The organism is Pseudomonas salicis, assembly GCF_057128705.1.
The window spans coordinates 1,167,569-1,188,197 of the sequence record NZ_JBSKHU010000001.1; the positions used below are offsets into that span (position 1 = coordinate 1,167,569).

Here is a 20,629-nt window from a genome sequence, read left to right on the forward strand (position 1 = left end):
ATTATTTACCCCGTAGCGAATCACAACTACCCCGTGGTCCACGGAACGCTGACTGATCAACGTTAGTTTCTTCATCCGCAGACATTGTCAAGGCGCAGAGGGGTAGTCACACAGTGAGCACAAGGCCTTTAATAACGTCTATGTTGCTTGCGTCGGGCTGACAACAGCCATTTACCGCCGGAGTACTATTTTTTGTCCAGACTTGCCGAGTTTCGCGCAGCAGAAAAAGCCCTTCAGGAGCAACTGGCTCAGCTGGAGAACCTGAAGAATGATGCCGGGCTGAAAAAAGAGATCGAATTCGAGCAGAAGCTCCAGGCCTTGATGAGCACCTACGACAAGAGCCTGCGTGACGTCATTGCCATTCTCGATCCAAATCCGTCTGCTACCGCCGCCGCACCTGCGGGCCCTAAACGCCGCCGTGCCCGCGTAGTCAAGGTTTACCAAAACCCGCATACCGGTGAATTGATTGAAACCAAGGGCGGCAATCACCGGGGACTCAAATCCTGGAAAGAGCAATACGGTGCCGAAACCGTGGACAGCTGGCTGCGGGGTTAATCGATAACGCACTAGGCCGTTGCCTTATAAGAAGCCCCTTCCCAGGGGCTTTTTTTATGGGCCGACCGTTGCACCGAAGCCGGCATTGCTGGCGGATTCGGTGTGAATACCGTGAACACTGCCGCCGGGCCTGACATCGTTCAATATCGTACCAACGCGCGATAATCGCCGAGACGATTACATACATCGGGCACTCTGCCCCGTGCCCCTGCCGACATCGATATAAAAGAGTAATGCGTGAGTGTTATTACTGACATCGATAGTACAAGCTGAACTAAGCCTGTACAGGATTCAGATCAATCTATTCTCAAAAGATCGGGCAGGAGGCTGCAGGGCGTAAATGCCTTCACGTTTTTTTCACACCCACTTCTACAGGATGAAGACTGCTAAAGGATTAGCGCCCCATGCCCGCTTCGGCGGGCTTCTTTATGCCTGTCTTTTATGCCTGCCCTTTTCGTTACGAGGGGGCGTCATGGCACCGCGTTGAGTCGCAAGCTGTCCCTGATACGCAGGACTTCGGCCTTGTTCGCGGCATAGCCATCGGCCGAACCAGCGTAGGACAACGACCACGCCATTTCTTTATTGGCCGCCGCCACCAGCGTCTGCGTCATGACATGGGCACCGTTTTGGGTAATGGTGCAGGTCGTTTCCATGGCCGGAACGTCGCTCAAGGTGGTGTCTTTCATCTTCGTGCAAACGCTCTGAAAGCCACCCCGCACAAAATTGACCTGAACCGCCTTGCGCATCTCCAGCAGCACGCCTTCAACGTTGACTTCGTGTCCGGGTTGCAAGCGGGTCTGAGTCAACTCGACGACCATGGCCGGATCACCGTTGTCATCGTTTTTCACCGCCCGCTGGCGGATTTGGACCGACGGCCGGTCAGGGCTGGATTCCGACTGTGGCAGGGCTTCGGCTTCCCAGTCACTGGGCCAGACGATCATGGTATCCGCGGCCAGCGCGGCGTTCGCACCCAAGGCCAGACACAGACCTGTCAAAGCAAACATACGGAACATGGAAAACATGAGCGATACCTGAACGTCGAGCCCGAAAGTTTGAGCCACGCTCGCCATGCCGACAAGGCCCGCGACAATGAAGACGCACTTTCGGGTTTGGCTCGGCGTCTGCGTCCCGTATCATGGTGCAACATTTACAGGATTACCCGGAGTCATCATGAGTCTGCACGAACTGAACACATTTCCCGGCGTCACTGCTCAGCCGGACGCCGCCACGGCCCAATTCGTGTTCAATCACACCATGTTGCGGGTCAAGGACATCACCGCTTCGCTGGACTTCTATACCCGCGTTCTCGGTTTCAGTCTGGTGGAGAAGCGCGACTTTCCCGAAGCCGAATTCAGCCTGTACTTCCTCGCTCTGGTGGACAAGGCGCAGATCCCGGCCGACGCCGCTGCCCGCACTGTCTGGATGAAAGGCATTCCCGGCATTCTTGAATTGACCCACAACCACGGCACCGAAAACGACCCCGCTTTTGCCTACCACAACGGCAATACTGACCCGCGCGGTTTCGGCCACATTTGCATTTCCGTACCTGACGTTCACGTGGCCTGCGCCCGTTTCGAAGCGCTGGGCGTGGACTTCCAGAAACGCCTGACCGATGGCCGCATGAAAAGCCTGGCGTTCATCAAAGACCCGGATGGCTATTGGGTTGAAGTCATCCAGCCGACGCCGGTTGCCGAATAATCGTTCGCCGACCTGGACACGGATTCTGGCCGAAGGCCGTAGGAGCCGGCTCGCTGGCGAATGCGTCGGTTGAGCGACATTGATGTAATTGATCCAACGCTTTCGCCAGCAAGCCGGATCCCACAGGCTCGAAAGCGTTTGAATCGGCTGAACACGAAAAAACCTCATGATCGCTCATGAGGTTTTTTTGTTTTTGCCGGCGATTCAGTCAGCCATCACGCCGGAGCGCTGGTACGGATCAAGTGATCGAAAGCGCTCAGCGAAGCTTTGGCACCCTCGCCCACTGCGATCACGATCTGCTTGTACGGCACGGTGGTGACGTCACCTGCAGCGAAGATACCCGGAATCGAGGTTTCGCCGCGGTTGTCGACCACGATCTCGCCACGGGGCGACAACTCGATGGTGCCTTTCAGCCATTCGGTGTTCGGCAGCAAACCGATCTGCACGAAGATCCCTTCCAGCTCGACATTGATCTCTTCGCCAGTGATGCGGTTTTTGTAGCGCAGGCCGTTGACCTTTTGCCCATCGCCGGTCACTTCACTGGTCAACGCGCTGGTCAAAACGGTCACATTCGGCAGGCTGTGCAGTTTGCGTTGCAGCACGGCGTCCGCACGCAGCGAGCTGTCGAATTCCAGCAAGGTCACGTGAGACACGATCCCGGCCAGGTCAATCGCCGCTTCCACACCGGAGTTACCACCGCCAATTACCGCTACGCGCTTGCCTTTGAACAGCGGGCCGTCGCAGTGCGGGCAGTACGCCACGCCTTTGTTGCGGTACTGCTGCTCACCCGGCACGTTCATTTCGCGCCAGCGAGCGCCGGTCGCCAGAATCACGGTTTTGGATTTCAGCACACCGCCGCTGGCGAACTTGACCTGGTGCAGCGCGCCATCCTTGCCCGGAATCAGCTGATCGCCGCGTTGCAGGTTCATGATGTCGACTTCGTATTCCTTGACGTGTTCTTCAAGGGCAACAGCCAGTTTCGGACCTTCGGTGTGTTGGACCGAGATGAAGTTCTCGATGGCCATGGTGTCCAGCACCTGACCGCCGAAACGCTCGGCGGCCACACCGGTGCGGATGCCTTTGCGCGCGGCGTAGATCGCTGCTGCGGAACCGGCCGGGCCACCACCAACCACGAGCACGTCGAAAGCGTCTTTGGCGTTCAGCTTCTCGGCCTGACGGTCACCGGCACTGGTGTCGATCTTGGCCAGAATCTCTTCCAGATTCATACGGCCTTGGGCGAACAGTTCGCCGTTCAGGTAGATGCTCGGCACCGACATGATCTGACGGTCAGTGACTTCTTGCTGAAACAGACTGCCTTCGATGGCCACGTGCTGCACGTTTGGATTCAGCACGGCCAGGAGGTTCAGCGCCTGAACCACGTCTGGGCAGTTCTGGCAGGTCAGCGAGAAGTAGGTTTCGAACTTGAAGTCACCGGTCAGGGCACGGGCCTGTTCGATGGTTTCCTCGGTGGCCTTTGACGGGTAGCCGCCGACTTGCAGCAGCGCCAGCACCAGCGAGGTGAATTCGTGACCCATTGGCAAGCCGGCAAAACGCAGCTTGATGTCCTGGCCCGGGCTGTTCAGGGCGAAGGACGGCGTGCGGGCATCGCTGCCATTGGTGTCGAGGGTGATCTGATTGGAGCTGCTGACGACGTCGTTCAGCAGGGCCAGCATTTCCTGGGATTTAGCGCCGTCATCGAGGGACGCGACGATCTCGATTGGGCGAGTGATACGCTCCAGGTACGATTTCAATTGAGCTTTAAGATTGGCGTCCAACATGATTCGGCTTCCTTTTCTTCACATTCAGGGTCTGAACTGCAGTGCTTGAAATAAAAACGCCCAGGCGATGACCGCCCGGGCGTTTTTTGGGGGCGATGCGGCTTACGTGCTCATGGGCTCATCGCCCCCGGTCCTGACATGAGGACTTAGATCTTGCCGACCAGGTCCAGCGAAGGTGCGAGAGTGGCCTCGCCTTCTTGCCACTTGGCTGGGCAGACTTCGCCTGGGTGAGCAGCGACGTACTGAGCGGCCTTGATTTTGCGCAGCAGCTCGGAAGCGTCACGGCCAACGCCGCCGTCGTTCAGTTCAACGATCTTGACCTGACCTTCTGGGTTGATCACGAAAGTACCGCGGTCAGCCAGGCCTGCTTCTTCGATCAGCACGTCGAAGTTGCGGGAGATGGTCAGGGTTGGGTCACCGATCATGGTGTATTGGATTTTGCCGATAGCTGGCGAGGTGTTGTGCCAGGCAGCGTGGGCAAAGTGGGTGTCGGTGGACACGGAGTAGATTTCAACGCCCAGTTTCTGGAACGCGTCGTAGTTGTCAGCCAGGTCTTCCAGTTCAGTCGGGCAGACAAAGGTGAAGTCGGCTGGGTAGAAGAACACCACAGACCATTTGCCTTTCAGGTCAGCATCCGAAACTTCAACGAAAGCGCCGTTTTTGAAAGCAGTAGCTTTGAACGGTTTTACTTGGCTGTTAATGATAGGCATCGGGTGGATCTCCTTAGGGTTGTTGAATAACTGCATTTGAATTCGATGGGAGGGATCTTACGCACAACCACCGATTAAGGCTCATTGGCAAACCTGATGTCGGCGATTGGTTTTCGCTATGAAGGCACACTATAAATAGAAGAAATCAGTGACACCTTCGCGAACCCTCGGTCATGGATTCCACCCCAGCCTAACCAGTTCCTCCTTCGATGTTCAAGCCGGTGCAGACAAGCTTCACAGAATGACGCAAAATGCCGCGTTTTGATGGTATGTAACCCGTGATACGTACCTGCCTCATCTTTCAGGAGTTGTCATGTCCCGAAGCGGCATCAACAAGGCTGATGTGCAGGCTGCACGTCTCTCGATCATCGCTCGGGGCGAACACCCCAGCATCGATGCAATACGTATCGAACTGGGTAACACCGGCTCCAAATCCACCATCCATCGCCTGATGCGTGAGCTCGACGGACCGACAAACGCCCCTTCACCGGCACCGATCGATGACGAGCTGAACAGCCTTGTCGCACGGCTGGCGCAACGTTTGCGAGCGCAGGCGCAGGAACAGCTCGACGAAGCGCAGGCCCGACTCGACGCTGAAAAGAAAGCCATGCAGGACGACTTGAGCAGTGTCGAGCGCCGCCTTGCCGACTTGATCGAGCGACACGCGGCCCAAACGACGAAACTCGGCACCCAGACCGCGACTCTGCTGGCGACTCAGAAAGCCCTGCAAGCGGAACAGAAAGATAACGCGCGACTGACCCAGGCAGCCCACGATAGCGCTGCCAGGCTGCAGGACAAGGACGATCAGATCCAGGCGCTGAAAGACCAGCACTTGCAAGCCCACACTCAATGCGCGCTGTTACAGGAGCGTCTGCAGAATGCCCTGAGCGAGGGCGAGAAGATTCAGTCGCGCCTGACCGAGCGCGATCAACAGAATCGCGTGCTGGAGCTGATTCTGATCAAGACCGAGGTCGCGCTGGAGAACTCGCGCGCAGGGCGTCCAGACGGACAGGAGACGCCGCAGACCTAAGGCGCTTCGATCAGCCCGCGAACCCGCTGGGCCAGGTCATCGATGCTGAACGGCTTGGTCAACATGTCCATCCCCTGCTCCAGAAAATCGCCACGCACCTGGGCGTTTCGAGCGTAACCGGTCATGAACAGCACGCGTAACTGCGGCCGGTGCTGGCGAGCGATTTCGGCCAGCTGCCGGCCGTTCATGCCGGGCAAGCCGACGTCGGTGACCAGTAGATCGATGCGCCCCGCGTCCTGCAGATACGGCAATGCCGAGGGGCCGTCAGCGGCGACCTCCACCGAGTAACCCAACTCACGCAACACATCGACCACCAGCATGCGTACGTCGGGCTCGTCCTCGACCACCAAGACCCGCTCACCCTGGCCGGCCCTTGGTGTCGCGGCATCCTCAGTCGGCGGCAGGTGCCGCCCGGCCGATTCAAAATGGCACGGCAAGTACAAGTCGATCCGCGTGCCCCGGCCTTCGACACTGTCGATCTGGACCTGCCCGCCGGTCTGGTTGATAAAGCCATACACCATCGACAAGCCCAGCCCCGTGCCCTGCCCGATCGGCTTGGTGGTAAAGAACGGGTCGAACGCCCTGGCGATGACCTCGGCCGACATGCCAGTGCCGGTGTCCTGCACGCTCAGCCGCACGTAGTCCCCCGGCGTCAGGGCGTCATGCAAGACAGCGACATGAATGACCTCAGTCTGGATCAGCAAACGCCCGCCCTCGGGCATGGCATCCCGTGCATTGATCACCAGGTTCAGCAAGGCGTTTTCCAGCTGGTGTTCATCGGTGTTGGTCAATCGCAGCGCGCTGTTCAGGTCGATTTCCAGCTCGATGCTCTCGCCCACCGTCCGGCGCACCAGTTCCTCCATCGAAACCACCATCTGGTTGACGTCCACGGGGCGCGGGTCCAGCGACTGGCGACGGGCGAACGCCAGCAGCCGATGGGTCAAGGACGCGGCACGGTTCGCCGAACTCATGGCCGCTTCGATATAGCGGTCGATTTCCGACACCCGCCCCGCCGCCACCCGACGCTGAATCAGGTCCAGCGCGCCAAGCACACCGGTCAACATGTTGTTGAAGTCATGGGCGATGCCACCGGTCAACTGGCCGATGGCGTCCATTTTCTGCGCATGACGCAAGGCTTCTTCGGCCTGCGCCCGTTCACTGATTTCCACTTGCAGGCGCTCGTTGATCTCCGCCAGCTCACGGGTGCGCTCTGCCACGCGCCGCTCCAGGCTTTCGTTCAACTCGCGCAACGCGTCTTCGGCGCTGACCTGCGCGGTGATGTCGGTGCTGGTCCCGAGCCAATAGGTGATGTTGCCCTGCTCGTCGCGGATCGGCAGGGCGCGGCACAGAAACCAGCGGTACAACCCGTCCTTGCCCCGCAGTGGAAAGGTGTCTTCCCAGATTGAGCCCGTGGCGAAGCAGCGGCGCATGCGGGTGTCCACGCGCTCCAGATGGTCAGGGTGATGCAGTGAACGCCAACCGAGGGCCATCATCGCTTCGTGTGAGGTGCCGGTGTAGCTGTACCAGCGAGCGTTGTACCAATAGATCTTGCCGCTGGGGTCGGCAATCCATGCCAACTGGCTCATGTTGTCGGCCAGGGTACGGAACTGACGCTCGCTCTCACGCAGCGCATCAGGGAGGGTCGACGCCTGATCGTGAGGGCCTTGGTCGTCAGTGGTTTGGCCGTCAGGCGCGATGGGATTCAGGGGCATGGATGCCGGAAAACTCTTGCTGGTCAAAACGGGTCCATCCTTCAACGATTGCAGGTCCGTGCCTCATCCATGAGGCCGGGAATCAAACACTAACGGGTGACGGTGCGCATCGTGACGAACTCTTCGGCGGCCGTCGGGTGTACACCGATGGTGTCGTCAAAAATCTGCTTGGTGGCGCCAGCCTTGATGGCGATGGCCATGCTCTGAATGATCTCGCCAGCATCCGGCCCGACCATGTGGCAGCCCAGCACGCGGTCCGTCTTGGCATCGACCACCAGCTTCATCAGCGTACGCTCCTGATTGTCGGTGAGGGTCAGCTTCATCGGACGGAAACGGCTCTCGAAGATCTGCACATCGTAGCCGCCTTTTTTCGCTTCTTCCTCGGTCAGCCCGACTGTGCCGATATTGGGCAAGCTGAAGACGGCCGTGGGTATGTGACGGTAATCGACCGGGCGGTATTGCTCCGGCTTGAACAGGCGCCGAGCCACTGCCATGCCTTCGGCCAGGGCCACCGGCGTCAGCTGTACGCGGCCGATGATGTCACCGATGGCGATGATCGACGGCTCGCTGGTCTGGTAGTTGTCATCAACCTTGATGAAGCCTTTGTCGTCGAGCTCGACGTTGACCGTCTCCATGCCCAGATTGTCGAGCATCGGGCGCCGGCCGGTGGCGTAGAACACGCAATCGGCGTTGAACGTGCTGCCATCGTTGAGGGTCAAGTCCAGCGTGCCGTCGGCGAGCTTCTCGATCTTTTCGATCTGCGAATTGAAGCGCAGCGCCATGCCGTGCTTGGTCAGTTCCTCGCGCAGATGCTCGCGCACGCCGCCGTCGAAGCCGCGCAGGAACAGCTCGCCGCGGTACATCAGCGTGACGTCGCTGCCCATGCCATTGAAGATGGAACCGAACTCGACGGCGATGTAGCCGCCACCAACTACCACTACGCGCTTGGGCAGTGTGTCGAGGAAGAACGCTTCGTTGGAAGTGATGGCGTGTTCACGGCCTGGAATGTCCGGAATCTGCGGCCAGCCACCGGTGGCGATCATGATGTGTTCGGCGGTGTGCACCTGGCCGTTGATTTCCACCTCATGGGGCCCGCGCAGTTTCGCGTGCCCTTCCATCAGCGTCACGCCGCTGTTGTTCAGCAGGTTGCGATAGATGCCATTGAGGCGGCTGATTTCCTGATTCTTGTTGGCGATCAGGCTGGCCCAGTCGAATTCGGGCTCGCCCAACGTCCAGCCGAAGGCTTTGGCGTTTTCGAAGTCCTCGGAAAAATGCGCGCCGTACACCAACAGTTTCTTGGGCACGCAGCCGACGTTGACGCAGGTGCCACCCAGATAGCGGCTCTCGGCGACCGCAACACGGGCCCCGAAACCTGCTGAAAAACGCGCGGCGCGCACACCACCGGAACCGGCACCGATGACGAAAAGGTCGAAGTCGTAGCTCATTAATTTCTCCTTGGCAGGAGGGCTAGCATAACCACTTCGACGCGCTCGGCAAGGGTTGGCGCGCAGAAACGACAAAGCCACCCGAAGGTGGCTTTGTGCTGCGATACAGTTACTTGGCCTTGGCAGGCACAGCCACTGGATCCAGGGACGTGCCCGTCTTGTAGAAGTGCTCGAAGCAGAAGTTGGTGGCTTCGACGTAGCCTTCTGCACCACCACAGTCAAAACGACGACCCTTGAACTTGTAGGCCAGCACATTACCTTCGGCAGCCTGCTTCATCAGCGCGTCGGTAATCTGGATTTCGCCGCCTTTGCCTGGCTCGGTCTGTTCGATTTTCTCGAAGATGTCCGGGGTCAGGATGTAACGACCGATGATCGCCAGGTTGGAAGGCGCGTCTTCCGGTTTTGGCTTCTCGACCATGTCGGTAACGCGGAACAGGCCCGGCTTGATTTCTTCACCGGCGATCACGCCGTACTTGTTGGTTTCGTTCGGATCGACTTCCTGAATCGCCACGATCGAGCACTTGTACTGCTGGTGCAGCTTGACCATCTGCGCCAGCACACCGTCGCCTTCCAGATTCACACACAGGTCGTCCGCGAGTACCACAGCGAACGCCTCGTTACCGATCAGCGGACGACCACTCAGGATCGCATGGCCCAGGCCCTTCATTTCAGTCTGACGGGTGTAGGAGAAACTGCACTCATCGATCAATTGACGAATACCAACGAGGTATTTCTCTTTGTCGGTGCCTTTGATCTGGTGTTCCAGCTCGTAGCTGATGTCGAAGTGGTCTTCCAGCGCGCGCTTGCCGCGACCGGTCACGATGGAAATTTCGTTCAGACCCGCAGCCAGTGCTTCTTCCACGCCATATTGGATCAGCGGCTTGTTGACAACGGCCAGCATCTCTTTGGGCATGGCTTTGGTCGCTGGCAAAAAGCGAGTGCCGTAACCGGCTGCAGGGAACAAGCATTTCTTGATCATATAAGTCCTTGATGGGGCTGGGGGTGTTGCGGCGCAGTCTAATCAGGAGGCGATCACCTTACAATGCCCCGCCACTGGCCGATTCGATGTCTTGGTAGAGGAACAGCCGCTGAGATAGTTCCGTTCAGTTTTCGATATTGCGATCACCGAACGCGCAGAGACGTATCGTGGATGTCGCGCAAACGATCAACCGCGAGGCGCCCCGCTCTCCCTCTGTCACGTCATCCGTACGCAGGCATCCGGTCCCGCGAAACGACCGTTAAATGACAGACTCAAGCGTAGCCGCGATCATTCGTTTGCGTAGGAAAATAATGCTATTACGCCGTATCATGGCCGCCTGAATCACTTGTCGAGATGGATCGATGTCGGAAGTCAAAAGCGTAAACGGTTACCAGATCAAGAAACTGCAGGATGGCCAATGGTGGCTGGTAGGTCACGATGAAGAAGCCGTGGCAGGGCCTTTCACCAGCGAAAGCAGCGCCATTGAAGTCGCATCGGTCTTTCAGGACACCCCGGCACCCCGTCGTCGCGCCGACAAGAAGTCCTGACTTCGTGACCAGGTTCAGGCCTTCGCAATGGGGCCTGAATCTTTACTGAACCGCTCAGGCGCCCTGAAAAAAAGGTTCAGTGATGCCGGAACGATGGCACAGCAGCTCAGTCTCAGAAAGGCTGATTATTCAACCCCGGCCCTTATCGTGAAGCATTCGAAATGACCAAGATCCTGTTCGTCCTCGTCGTACTGGGCCTGACTGGCTGCGCGACCGCGCAAAGCACTTACCTGAAGAATGGCAACCAGGCCCTGAGCATCGATTGCTCGGGCGAGGCCATGTCGTGGGCCGCCTGTTACGAAAAGGCCGACGCCTCCTGCGCGGGCACCGGCTACAACATCGTCAGCACCAACGGCACACCGCAACCCAAGGAAGCCGACAAGACCCTGGGTGTCGATGTCGGCAACTACAAGACCCGCACGGTGCTGGTGATGTGTAAATAAACGCGCTCCCCTGCCTTTCCCCCGTCACTCGCCTGCTTCTTACTCACCCGAGATACAGGCCGTGACGGCGTGCTGAATGTCCTTGGGCCGCAAAGGGTTGTTGCCACCGCTCTCGAACAGCTTGATGGAGCTGCCGCCTGAACGTTTCTCGATGACGACAATGGCGGTCGGCGTCCCGCTGGAAAATTTCTGGGGCACGATCACACGCAAGCCTTCCTTGTGCGGTTCAATCTGGGGCGGCATGCGACTGTCATCGATTCTGGCAACGAAGCACTCGGCGTACTCCTGCGGGTTTTTCCCTGACATCACGCTCATGGTCGCGGGCGAGTGTTCGATGTCAGCGACACTGGCGCAACCTGTCATCGCCAGCGCCAGCATTACAACAGCCAGTTTCATACAATCCCTCCAGTAAAGGTGCTACGACACGTCGACGTTCGATTAAATCCCGACGCTCGCGCTTTTTTTCGTCACGCACCCAGCAATAAAAATCCGCACGGCCATCAACCCAGGGGTCGTCCGTGCTATCGTTTCGGGTTTTCGAGAATGCCCTGTCTCCGGAGACATCCATGAAATTCGTACACCAGCGCGAGCACCTCAACGAAGACGACATGGTCGTCATCGAGTGCTCCCAGCTCTGCAACATCCGTCTGATGAGCGATGCGAATTTCCGCAGCTTCAAAAACGGCGGCCGCCACACCTACCACGGCGGCGCATTCGACCGCTTCCCGGCCAAGATCACCGTGCCCAGCACCGGTTTCTGGAACATCACCATCGACACCGCTGGACGCAAGATGGACAGCCACGGCGGTCGCAAGACCACATTCACCCATTCGATCAAAATCGTGCGACGCACTTCCTCGCGCTTGAGCTGATCACTCCATCACAGGCTGCGTGAACGTTTCGTGCTTTCGTGCAGCCGCCTGTGACCTTTGCCGTTTTCAAGGAATTCTATCGTGAGTACGTCCGCGCCCGTCGTGAAATATGCCATCAGTTACAAGCTCAACGGCGAACGCCGCTTCGAGTTCGCCCTGCTGCAATCCCCGTCCGCTGAAGAAGCGCTGGCCGCGCTGCAGAAAATGCACAGTGGCAGCGATGATGTGATCAGCGATGTGAAAGTCAGCAAGGCGCTGTGACCGGAAGACCGTGATGATGCACCGCAAGGGCACTACCCCCGCGACGCTGGACCTGTTCGCGGAGGACACACCACAACCGCAGGCCAACGAACAGATCGGCCCTCGTTCGTGGGTCCTTCGCGGTTTCGCCCTGCCCTGGGTGAACCGGCTGCTGCCGGCGCTCGACAGCGTGCTGACCCAGGCGCCCTTTCGCCAGATGGTCACCCCCGGTGGGCACGTAATGTCGGCGGCGTTGAGCAGTTGCGGGCGTTACGGCTGGATCACCGATCATCAGGGCTACGCCTATTCCCCCATCGACCCGCAAACCGGCCAACCCTGGCCTGCTTTGCCCGAGGTCTTTCTCGAACTGGCGCAACAAGCAGCGGACGCAGCGGGTTTTCAGGATTTCGTACCTGACACCTGCCTGATCAACCGCTATATCCCCGGCGCGAAAATGTCGCTGCATCAGGACAGGAACGAACGGGGGTATGAATGGCCGGTGGTCTCAGTATCGCTGGGCATCCCGGCGATGTTTCTGTTTGGTGGACACGCGCGCAGCGACGCCACGCAGCGGGTGCCGCTTTTTCATGGGGATGTGGTGGTCTGGGGCGGCGAAGACCGCTTGCGTTTTCATGGAGTGATGCCGATCAAACAGGCTGAACACCCGCAGCTGGGCGAGCAGCGGATCAATTTCACGTTTCGCAAGGCGCGCTGACTTAGAAAGACCGCGACCACCGGTTTGCTGCCGCTGCGTGGCAACAAACCCGGACGCCATGGGATATCCAAAGCAAATTGTGATCTGACAGTTCCAAGTCAACCCACCACCGCATCCGGTTCCGACGCCGCGCGGGTTTTGACCGGACACACGACCCGGTGCAGGTTCAGCGCGGTATTGATGATGCCAATGTGACTGAACGCCTGCGGAAAGTTGCCCAGCATGCGTCCGGCCCGTGGGTCGTATTGCTCCGCCAACAGACCCACGTCATTGCACAGACCACACAACCGGTCGAACAGGTCGCTGGCCTCCTGATCGCGCCCCTGCAGCACGTACGCATCGGCCAGCCAGAACGAGCAGACCAGAAACGTCCCTTCACTCCCTGAAACCCCGTCGGTGCTGCGCTCGCTGTCGTAGCGCAGCAGCAAGCCATCCTGCATCAAGGCTTTTTCAATCTGCGCCACGGTGCCCGTCACGCGCGGGTCGTCTACTGGCAGGAATCCCGTCAGCGCGATCTGCAACAGGCTGGCGTCCAGCTCCTTGCCGCCGTAGGTCTGCACAAAGCTCCCCAGATCAGCGTCATAACCGTGGGCGCAGACGTCCGCGTGAATTTCATCGGCGATGTCCCGGTAGTGACGCCCGCGCTCGCGGTCTTCCGGGTGGTCGCTCTTGGCCAACACCCCCGCATTGCGGTCAAAGGACACCCACGCCATGACTTTGGAGTGGGTGAAGTGCCGGGGCTCGGAGCGAATTTCCCAAATACCGGCATCAGGCAGATGCCAGACCTTTTCCAGAAACGGCATGATCACCTTCTGGATTTCCGTGCTGCGAGGCAGTCGCGGCAGGCCGCTTTTCAGGGCCTGGGTCATGGCGTCCGCGACTTCGCCGTAGACGTCCAGTTGCATCTGCGTCGCCGCCGCGTTGCCAATGCGCACGGGACGGGAGTTTTCATAGCCGCTCAGCCAGGGCAATTGATATTCCGGCAGCCGCCGCTCGCCACCCAGGCCATACATGATCTGCACTTGCTCAGGATTGCCCGCCACCGAGCGCAGCAGCCAGTTGCGCCAGGCCGTCGCCTCTTCGTAATAGCCGAGGTTCATGAACGCCAGCAGGGTCATGGTGGCGTCACGCAGCCAGCAGAAGCGGTAATCCCAGTTGCGCTCGCCGCCCAGCTGCTCGGGCAGCGAGGTGGTGACGGCAGCGACGATGCCTCCCGTGGGCGCATAGGTCATCGCTTTGAGCGTGACCAGCGAGCGCTTGACCTGAGCGGTCCAGGGGCCGACATCAGGGCAGCGGTCCGAAAACTCACGCCAGAAATTTTCGGTCTGTTCCAGCGCCTCCTCAATGTCGAACGCCTCCCGAACCGGCTCATGGGACGCCTGCCATGACAACCCGAACCCCAGCCGCTGGCCAGCTTGCACAGTGAATTGGCTTTCGGTGTGATGGTCCAGCGGGTGTAACTCGGAGGGCGTGTTTAGCACCAGCATCTCCGGCCCCGCAACGGCGGTCAGGACATGGGGCTCGCGCTTTTCGACCCACGGCACGGTACTGCCGTAATCGAAGCGAATGGCCAGGTCCATGGCGAAATCGACGCGGCCTTCCAGACCGATCACCATGCGCACCACGCTGCTCTCTTCGGCCATCGGCATGAAGTCCACCAGTAGCGCCGAGCCGGTGGCAGTGGTGAAGGTGGTTTCAAGGATCAGCGTGCCTTCGCGGTAACGGCGTCGCGAGGTGGCATTGGGGTCAGTGGGGGCAATCTTCCAGCGACCGTTATCGCTGTCGCCCAACAAGGCGGAAAAACAGGCGGGGGCGTCGAAGCGCGGGAAACACAGCCAGTCCAGCGACCCGTCGCGGGCCACCAGCGCTGCGGTGCGGCAGTTGCCGAGCAGCGCATAATCTTCAATCAGTACAGCCATGGGGTGCAGGTCCCTTCTGGTGTCTTTGAGGTAATGAACCCGCCTGGCGGACGATGAATCTGTCCGCCAAGGGGCCATGCAACGCCAAATCAGCGCGGCAGGATGTAACGTTCGATGGCCGTTGCCAGCCCGTCCTCCAGATTGCTGCCCGTTACATAATGAGCGTGGGTCTTGACCCCGGTTTCAGCCTGCCCCATCGCGATCGACAGCCCTGCGCGCAGGAACATCGCCACGTCGTTGCCAGCATCGCCAATGGCCGCCGTCTGGGCCAGCTCGACCCCCAGCGTTTGCGCGAGGGTTTCCAGCGCCGTGCCCTTGTTGGCGTCCAGCGCCGTGACATCCAGGTAGTAGGACTGCGAACGCGCCGCCCGTGCCGTCTGGGCGATCAGGGGATTGAGCTGGATTTCCAGCCGCTTTAGCAGCTCGAAATCCTTGCTGGCGGCGACGATCTTGTCGATCCGGTCGATGTAATCATCGAAGTGATCGACTTTCACGAAGTCGTAACCCAGCGTGTTGCGCTCGTGCTCGACGTAATCCCCTTGCGGGTCGACAAGCAGCCACTGATCGTCCGCGAACACCCACACTGACACCTTCTCTCCGGCGAACAGCTCAAGGCTGATGCGCGCGGCCTCAGGGTCGATGCGGTGGGCTTTTAGCAGACTGCCGTCCGGGTTGATGATGTTCGCCCCATTGAACGCCACGGTTGGCAGATCGATGCCGAGGGCCTCGATCTGCTGACGCATGGCACGGGGCGGACGGCTGCTGGCCACCGAGAAGCGAATCCCGGCGGCCTGCAATTGATGAACGGCGTCGATATTAGCTTGGCTCAAGCTGTGATCGGGCCGCAGCAGCGTGCCATCGATGTCCGACAACATGAAACGGATGAGGGGGAGCGAGGCTTCACTCATCCGAGGCGTTGCCAGCTGTGACCATCGCGAGCCAGCAGCTCATCGGCCGCCGCCGGACCGTCTTCACCCGCCTGATACGTCTCGACATGCGCGTCCTTGGCCCATGCATCGATGAAGGGCTGCACGGCCCGCCAGCCGTTTTCGATGTTGTCGGCGCGCTGGAACAGGGTCTGATCACCGGTCAGGCAGTCGTAGATCAGGGTTTCATACCCGGTCGAAGGCTGCATCTCGAAGAAGTCCTTGTAGGCGAACCCCAACTCGATGGTCTGCATGTCCAGCGTTGGCCCCGGCTTCTTGGCTTGCAGGTCGAACCACATGCCTTCGTCCGGCTGAATCTGGATTTTCAGGAAGTTCGGCTCAACCTTGTCCACGTCGGTGTCCCGGAACTGGGCGTACGGCGCGGGTTTGAAACAGATGGCGATCTCGGTGTCACGCACGCTCATGCGCTTGCCGGTACGCAGGTAAAACGGCACGCCGACCCAACGCCAGTTATCAACCATGACCTTGAGCGCGACGTAGGTTTCCGTGGTGCTGTCTTCGGCCACACGGTCTTCCTGGCGGTAACCGGGGACTTTCTTGTCGCCCACGGTGCCCTCGGTGTATTGCCCGCGCACGGAGTTGGCCAGCGCTTCCATTTCCGACCATGGCCGAATGGCGCCGATGACCTTGGCCTTTTCACCGCGGACCGCATCCGCACCAAACGCCGCGGGCGGTTCCATGGCCACCATCGCCAGCAATTGGAACAAGTGATTGGGCACCATGTCGCGCAGTGCCCCGGTGGTTTCATAGAAACCGCCACGGGTTTCGACGCCCACGGTCTCCGCCGCCGTGATCTGCACGTGATCGATGTAATGGTTGTTCCAGAACGACTCGAACAGGCCGTTGGAAAAACGGCTGACCAGAATGTTCTGCACCGTTTCCTTGCCCAGATAGTGGTCGATCCGGTAGATCTGCTTCTCGCTCATCACCTTCAGCAAGCACGCATTCAGCGCCACCGCACTGGGCAGGTCGTGCCCGAACGGCTTCTCGATCACCACGCGACGGAAATGATCGTCGCCTTCCGTCATCAGTCCGGACGATCCCAGGCGCTTGGTCACCTCACTGAAGAAACGCGGCGCAGTGGCCAGATAGAACACAGCGTTTTGGGTGCCGGTGCTCTTGATCTTGTCGTCGATGGCCGCGTAGGTGCCGTCGTCGAGAAAATCGCCAGTGATGTAGGTGATGCGCTTGGCCAGACTGCCCCATAACCCCGGGTCCAAGGGCTCTTTTCCGCCTTCGGCGACCTTGCTGGCCGCTTCCTGGCGAATGAAATCCTCCAGCTTCTTGGCGAAGTCGGCGTCGCTGACGGTGTTGTGGTCAACGCCGACGATGTGCAAGTCCTCACCGACCAGTCCGTCACGGAACAGGTTGTAGAGGGCTGGCATCAACAGCCGCTTGACCAGGTCGCCGTGGGCGCCAAACAGGAACAGAGTGGTCGCCGGAGCGACCGCAGCCTTTTGCTTGCTTCGGGTTAAACCCATTATTTTGGTTCCTTATGACCACCAAAACCGAAACGCATGGCGGAGAGCATCTTGTCGCCGTACGTGCTTTGTTGACGGGAGCGGAAGCGGGCAAACAGAGAAGTGGACAGCACCGGGACCGGTACGGCCTGCTCCATCGCGGCTTCAATGGTCCAGCGGCCTTCACCGCTGTCGGCCACGGAGCCGGAATAGGCATTGAGCTGAGGATCGGTCGCCAGTGCGTCGGCGGTCAGGTCCAGCAGCCAGGAGGAGACGACACTGCCGCGACGCCAGACTTCGGCGATGTCGCCCATGTTCAGATCGAAGCGCTGGTCTTCCGGCAGGTTTTCCGAGTTTTTGGTCTTGAGGATGTCAAAGCCTTCGGCGAAGGCCTGCATCATTCCGTATTCGATGCCGTTGTGGATCATCTTCACGAAGTGACCGGCGCCCGGCGGGCCAGCATGGATGTAGCCCTGCTCGGCGCGAGGGTCGGCGTCCTTGGCGCGGTCCTTGGTGCGGGGGATGTTGCCGATGCCGGGGGCCAGGGTCTTGAACAGCGGATCAAGGCGGTTCACCACCTCGGTTTCACCGCCGATCATCATGCAGTACCCGCGCTCCAGGCCCCAGACGCCGCCAGACGTGCCGACATCAACGTAGTGCAGGCCCTTCTCTTTCAGCGCGTGGGAGCGACGCACGTCGTCTTTATAGAACGTGTTGCCGCCGTCGATGATCACGTCGTCTTTATCGAGCAGGTCAGCCAGCACATTGATGGTGTCTTCGGTCGGAGCGCCCGCTGGCAGCATCACCCAGACGGCTCGCGGCTTGTCCAGCGCAGCGACCAGTGACTTGAGGTCGGTGGCCGGCGTCGAACCTTCGTTGGCGAGCACGGTGCGAGACTGCTCATCGCGATCGTAGACGACTGTCGTGTGGCCATTGAGCATCAGTCGACGTGCGATGTTGCCGCCCATGCGGCCTAGTCCAACAATCCCGAGTTGCATGTAGAGGTGCTCCTTAATTCGTAAACAGGGTGCCCCATTTTATAGCCCAGTGCCGCTTGTAGGGTTAGTCCGGGGAGGCAAACGAAGGTTTCCCGGTGAAAATAGTTTCATGTTGGTGCGTCAAGGACGGGCTTTTTACGCCGTTCGTCGCCAAGACGAAACGACAGTGACAATTAAAAATAAAAAAGTTCCAATTTTTTTGAAAAGAAATCAGAATCCGCGCCGACAAAGGTAGGAAGCATGGACAAGTCGGGTAGCGATCGCGTCATTGCTTGAACCTTACGAAGTTGAATCCGCCATTTGCGAGGTGAGCAATGGGCACAGTACTACCGGCAAGCGTTCCACAGACTCTGTACGTTACCGTCCGTCGCGATGAGCTGCGTCAGCTCCGCGAAGAACGTGACCAGCTGCAAAAGAAAGTCGCCCAGATGGCCCTGATGCTGCAACACGCTCAGCTCGCCAGCGGCACGGCCCTTCACGCCTGATCCCCCGCGCTTCACCCAATAAGGCAAGCCCGATTTGCTGGCTTGCCTTCACGCTTCATCCCTTCGCCTGACCCTTCCCCGCTTTACATCTTCTCAGTTGACGAACTTTCCGTCATTTTTCCGACCCGACACATTCCGTAACGTTCCAACCCTGCTAAAAATCCCCGACCTGACCGCGTTTACACGTCGTCTCCCGCTGTCTCACATTTTTTTCACCTCACCCTCACCATACTCCCGCACCTCTGCGGAACGTACGCCGGTCGTTCATGGCCTGCGCGACGCCCCGCTGCAAAAACGAGGCGGCCCATCGCGCCGCTCGACAGATCCATAGCTGGAGCGCCTGATGGCAACGATGAAACGGAGCACCCCCACTCCGAAGGGTTTTGACTGGGCCGGCGTGGCCTGGCTTTTCCTGTTCTTCTGGTACTTTTCCGGAATCACCCAACTGCTGATCCAACTGACCGGCATCACTGGCTTCGCGGGCTTCCGCCAGGCGTTCCTGATGAGCGGTATCTGGCTGGCGCCGATGTTCCTGTTCCCTGGCAAGACCCGTGTCATGGCGGCCGTCATCGGTGTCGTGCTGTGGGCCTGCTCCATGGCGAGCCTGGGCTACTTCTTCATCTATCAGCAAGAGTTCTCGCAAAGCGTCATTTTCATCATGTTCGAGTCGAACGTCTCTGAGGCGGGCGAATACATGACGCAGTACTTCGCCTGGTGGATCGTGCTGGCGTTCATCGCCCACACCGCCTTTGCGATTTTCCTCTGGACCCGCCTGCGCCCCGTGTACATGCCCCGTGGCCGTGCCTGGGTCGTGGCCACCGCGCTGCTGGTGGCGATCATCGGCTACCCGCTGGCGAAACAGATGTCACGCTTCGACACGACGGCTGCCGGCCTTGAAGCCTTCGAATCGCGCATCGAACCCGCCGTGCCCTGGCAGATGCTGGTGGCGTACCACCGCTACACCCAGCAACTGGACAGCATGCAGGACATGCTCACCACCAGCAGCAATATTCCGCCGCTGAAAAACCTCAAGGATCAACAGGCCGGCCTGCCGACCACGCTGGTGCTGGTCATCGGTGAATCGACCAACCGTGGCCGCATGCATCTGTATGGCTACCCACGGCAGACCACGCCGAACCTGGACGCCATGAAAAGTGAGCTGCAGGTCTTCGATAACGTCATCACCCCGCGTCCGTACACGATCGAAGCATTGCAGCAAGTGCTGACCTTCGCCGACGAGGAAAACCCGGACCTGTACCTGAAGACCCCGTCCATCGTCAGCGTGATGAAGCAGGCGGGTTACAAGACCTTCTGGATCACCAACCAGCAGACGATGACCAAGCGCAACACCATGCTCACCACGTTCTCCGAGCAGGCGGACGAGCAGGTCTACCTGAACAACAACCGCAACCAGAACGCTCGCCAGTACGACGGCGACGTGCTGGAGCCGTTCGCCAAGGCCCTGACCGATGCCGCGCCGCGCAAGCTGATCGTCGTTCACTTGCTGGGCACGCACATGGCCTATCAGTACCGCTACCCGGAAACCTACGAGAAATTCACCGGTCGTGACGGCGTGCCTGCGGCCATCGATGACAGCAAGCTGGAGATGTACAACAGCTACGACAACGCGGTGCTGTACAACGATTTCGTGGTGTCGAGCCTGATCAAGACCTACAGCAAGGCGGACCCGAACGGCTTCCTGCTGTACCTGTCCGACCACGGCGAAGACGTTTACGACTCGCCAGGGCACAACACGCTGGGCCGCAACGAGGGCAAACCGACGATTCCAATGTACACGGTGCCGTTCATTGCCTATGCGTCGCCAAAATGGCGTGAAACCCACAACTGGAGCTTCGACAGCATCCACAGCCGTCCTTACTCCAGCTCGAACCTGATCCACACCTGGGCGCAACTGGCGGGCCTGAGCTTCGACGAGCTGGACTCGACGAAGAGCCTGGTGAGCCTGGACTTCAAGGCGCGCCCTCGACTGATTGGCGACCCTTATGCGCAGAAAGGCTTGAGTGACTTCGCCGGCATGGAAAAGGCCGCGACTCAAGAGGCGCCGATGCCGGAAGTGGCGAACAAGTAATAAACG

Annotated in this window: 19 protein-coding genes and 2 pseudogenes; 10 read left to right on the forward strand and 11 right to left on the reverse strand. The window is 59.4% G+C overall.

Features of this window, described 5'->3' with window-relative positions; all coding sequences use genetic code 11:
• Window positions 1-192 precede the first annotated feature (192 nt).
• Window positions 193-555, forward strand: coding sequence for a histone-like nucleoid-structuring protein, MvaT/MvaU family (locus tag ACWKWE_RS05360; protein ID WP_166597733.1), 363 nt, complete (start codon window positions 193-195; stop codon window positions 553-555).
• Window positions 556-1,025: 470 nt separating this feature from the next.
• Here ACWKWE_RS05360 and ACWKWE_RS05365 read toward each other — a convergent pair.
• Window positions 1,026-1,692, reverse strand: a pseudogene (locus ACWKWE_RS05365) (DUF4946 domain-containing protein).
• A gap of 33 nt (window positions 1,693-1,725) precedes the next feature.
• Between ACWKWE_RS05365 and gloA the strand changes: the two are divergent.
• On the forward strand, window positions 1,726-2,253 hold the full coding sequence (gloA, locus tag ACWKWE_RS05370; RefSeq protein WP_483849892.1) for a lactoylglutathione lyase: 528 nt from the start codon (window positions 1,726-1,728) through the stop codon (window positions 2,251-2,253).
• 215 nt (window positions 2,254-2,468) lie between these two features.
• Here the strand turns inward: gloA and ahpF are convergent, their stop codons facing one another.
• Complete coding sequence (gene ahpF, locus ACWKWE_RS05375; protein WP_483849893.1) at window positions 2,469-4,031, reverse strand: alkyl hydroperoxide reductase subunit F; 1,563 nt, start codon at window positions 4,029-4,031, stop codon at window positions 2,469-2,471.
• 146 nt (window positions 4,032-4,177) lie between these two features.
• Window positions 4,178-4,741: an alkyl hydroperoxide reductase subunit C gene (gene ahpC / locus ACWKWE_RS05380; protein WP_166597729.1), complete on the reverse strand. Its 564-nt coding sequence runs from the start codon at window positions 4,739-4,741 to the stop codon at window positions 4,178-4,180.
• A 313-nt stretch (window positions 4,742-5,054) separates the two neighbouring features.
• Between ahpC and ACWKWE_RS05385 the strand changes: the two genes are divergently transcribed.
• Complete coding sequence (locus ACWKWE_RS05385; protein ID WP_483849894.1) at window positions 5,055-5,771, forward strand: DNA-binding protein; 717 nt, start codon at window positions 5,055-5,057, stop codon at window positions 5,769-5,771.
• Here the strand turns inward: ACWKWE_RS05385 and ACWKWE_RS05390 are convergent.
• The 3 genes and pseudogenes from ACWKWE_RS05390 to galU all read right to left on the reverse strand — a co-directional run.
• Window positions 5,768-7,405, reverse strand: a pseudogene (locus ACWKWE_RS05390) (hybrid sensor histidine kinase/response regulator); the annotation flags it as partial. The gene ACWKWE_RS05385 and the pseudogene ACWKWE_RS05390 sit on opposite strands and share 4 nt — an antisense overlap.
• A 167-nt stretch (window positions 7,406-7,572) precedes the next feature.
• A complete protein-coding gene (gorA, locus tag ACWKWE_RS05395) occupies window positions 7,573-8,928 on the reverse strand; it encodes a glutathione-disulfide reductase (RefSeq protein ID WP_483849895.1) in 1,356 nt (451 codons plus the stop codon).
• Window positions 8,929-9,037: 109 nt separating this feature from the next.
• A complete protein-coding gene (galU, locus tag ACWKWE_RS05400) occupies window positions 9,038-9,907 on the reverse strand; it encodes a UTP--glucose-1-phosphate uridylyltransferase GalU (protein ID WP_166597725.1) in 870 nt (289 codons plus the stop codon).
• 362 nt (window positions 9,908-10,269) lie between these two features.
• Here galU and ACWKWE_RS05405 point away from each other — a divergent pair, with 362 nt between their 5' ends.
• Both ACWKWE_RS05405 and ACWKWE_RS05410 read left to right on the forward strand, forming a co-directional pair.
• On the forward strand, window positions 10,270-10,455 hold the full coding sequence (locus ACWKWE_RS05405; protein ID WP_166597724.1) for a hypothetical protein: 186 nt from the start codon (window positions 10,270-10,272) through the stop codon (window positions 10,453-10,455).
• 161 nt (window positions 10,456-10,616) lie between these two features.
• Window positions 10,617-10,898 (forward strand): hypothetical protein, encoded by a 282-nt coding sequence (locus tag ACWKWE_RS05410; protein WP_166597723.1) that lies wholly within the window; start codon window positions 10,617-10,619, stop codon window positions 10,896-10,898.
• A gap of 39 nt (window positions 10,899-10,937) precedes the next feature.
• Here ACWKWE_RS05410 and ACWKWE_RS05415 read toward each other — a convergent pair whose 3' ends face one another.
• The gene (locus ACWKWE_RS05415; RefSeq protein WP_166597722.1) at window positions 10,938-11,294 is read right to left on the reverse strand and encodes a hypothetical protein; all 357 of its coding nucleotides are present in this window, start codon (window positions 11,292-11,294) and stop codon (window positions 10,938-10,940) included.
• A gap of 170 nt (window positions 11,295-11,464) precedes the next feature.
• Between ACWKWE_RS05415 and ACWKWE_RS05420 the strand changes: the two genes are divergently transcribed.
• The 3 genes from ACWKWE_RS05420 (at window position 11,465) to alkB (ending at window position 12,725) form a co-directional block, all read left to right on the forward strand.
• On the forward strand, window positions 11,465-11,770 hold the full coding sequence (locus ACWKWE_RS05420) for a DUF1883 domain-containing protein (RefSeq protein WP_166597721.1): 306 nt from the start codon (window positions 11,465-11,467) through the stop codon (window positions 11,768-11,770).
• 81 nt (window positions 11,771-11,851) lie between these two features.
• Window positions 11,852-12,031: a hypothetical protein gene (locus ACWKWE_RS05425; protein ID WP_166597720.1), complete on the forward strand. Its 180-nt coding sequence runs from the start codon at window positions 11,852-11,854 to the stop codon at window positions 12,029-12,031.
• Window positions 12,032-12,047: 16 nt separating this feature from the next.
• The gene (gene alkB / locus ACWKWE_RS05430; RefSeq protein WP_166597752.1) at window positions 12,048-12,725 is read left to right on the forward strand and encodes a DNA oxidative demethylase AlkB; all 678 of its coding nucleotides are present in this window, start codon (window positions 12,048-12,050) and stop codon (window positions 12,723-12,725) included.
• A gap of 98 nt (window positions 12,726-12,823) precedes the next feature.
• Here the strand turns inward: alkB and ACWKWE_RS05435 are convergent, their stop codons facing one another.
• From ACWKWE_RS05435 to gnd, 4 genes are all read right to left on the reverse strand, one after another.
• On the reverse strand, window positions 12,824-14,644 hold the full coding sequence (locus ACWKWE_RS05435) for a glycoside hydrolase family 15 protein (protein WP_483849896.1): 1,821 nt from the start codon (window positions 14,642-14,644) through the stop codon (window positions 12,824-12,826).
• An 89-nt stretch (window positions 14,645-14,733) separates the two neighbouring features.
• Window positions 14,734-15,552, reverse strand: a complete 819-nt coding sequence (locus ACWKWE_RS05440; RefSeq protein ID WP_483849897.1) for an HAD family hydrolase — start codon at window positions 15,550-15,552, stop codon at window positions 14,734-14,736.
• Entirely contained in the window at window positions 15,549-17,072 is a 1,524-nt protein-coding gene (gene zwf / locus ACWKWE_RS05445) for a glucose-6-phosphate dehydrogenase (RefSeq protein ID WP_483849898.1), read from the reverse strand. Before zwf ends, ACWKWE_RS05440 begins: the two co-directional genes overlap by 4 nt.
• Complete coding sequence (gnd, locus tag ACWKWE_RS05450) at window positions 17,072-18,049, reverse strand: phosphogluconate dehydrogenase (NAD(+)-dependent, decarboxylating) (RefSeq protein ID WP_166597716.1); 978 nt, start codon at window positions 18,047-18,049, stop codon at window positions 17,072-17,074. The genes zwf and gnd overlap by 1 nt, the downstream gene beginning before the upstream one ends.
• Before the next feature lie 314 nt (window positions 18,050-18,363).
• On the opposite strand from gnd, the gene ACWKWE_RS05455 reads away from it, so the two are divergent.
• Entirely contained in the window at window positions 18,364-18,534 is a 171-nt protein-coding gene (locus tag ACWKWE_RS05455) for a DUF6026 family protein (protein ID WP_166597715.1), read from the forward strand.
• Window positions 18,535-18,877: 343 nt separating this feature from the next.
• Window positions 18,878-20,623, forward strand: a complete 1,746-nt coding sequence (locus tag ACWKWE_RS05460) for a phosphoethanolamine transferase CptA (RefSeq protein WP_341958355.1) — start codon at window positions 18,878-18,880, stop codon at window positions 20,621-20,623.
• Window positions 20,624-20,629: the final 6 nt, after the last annotated feature.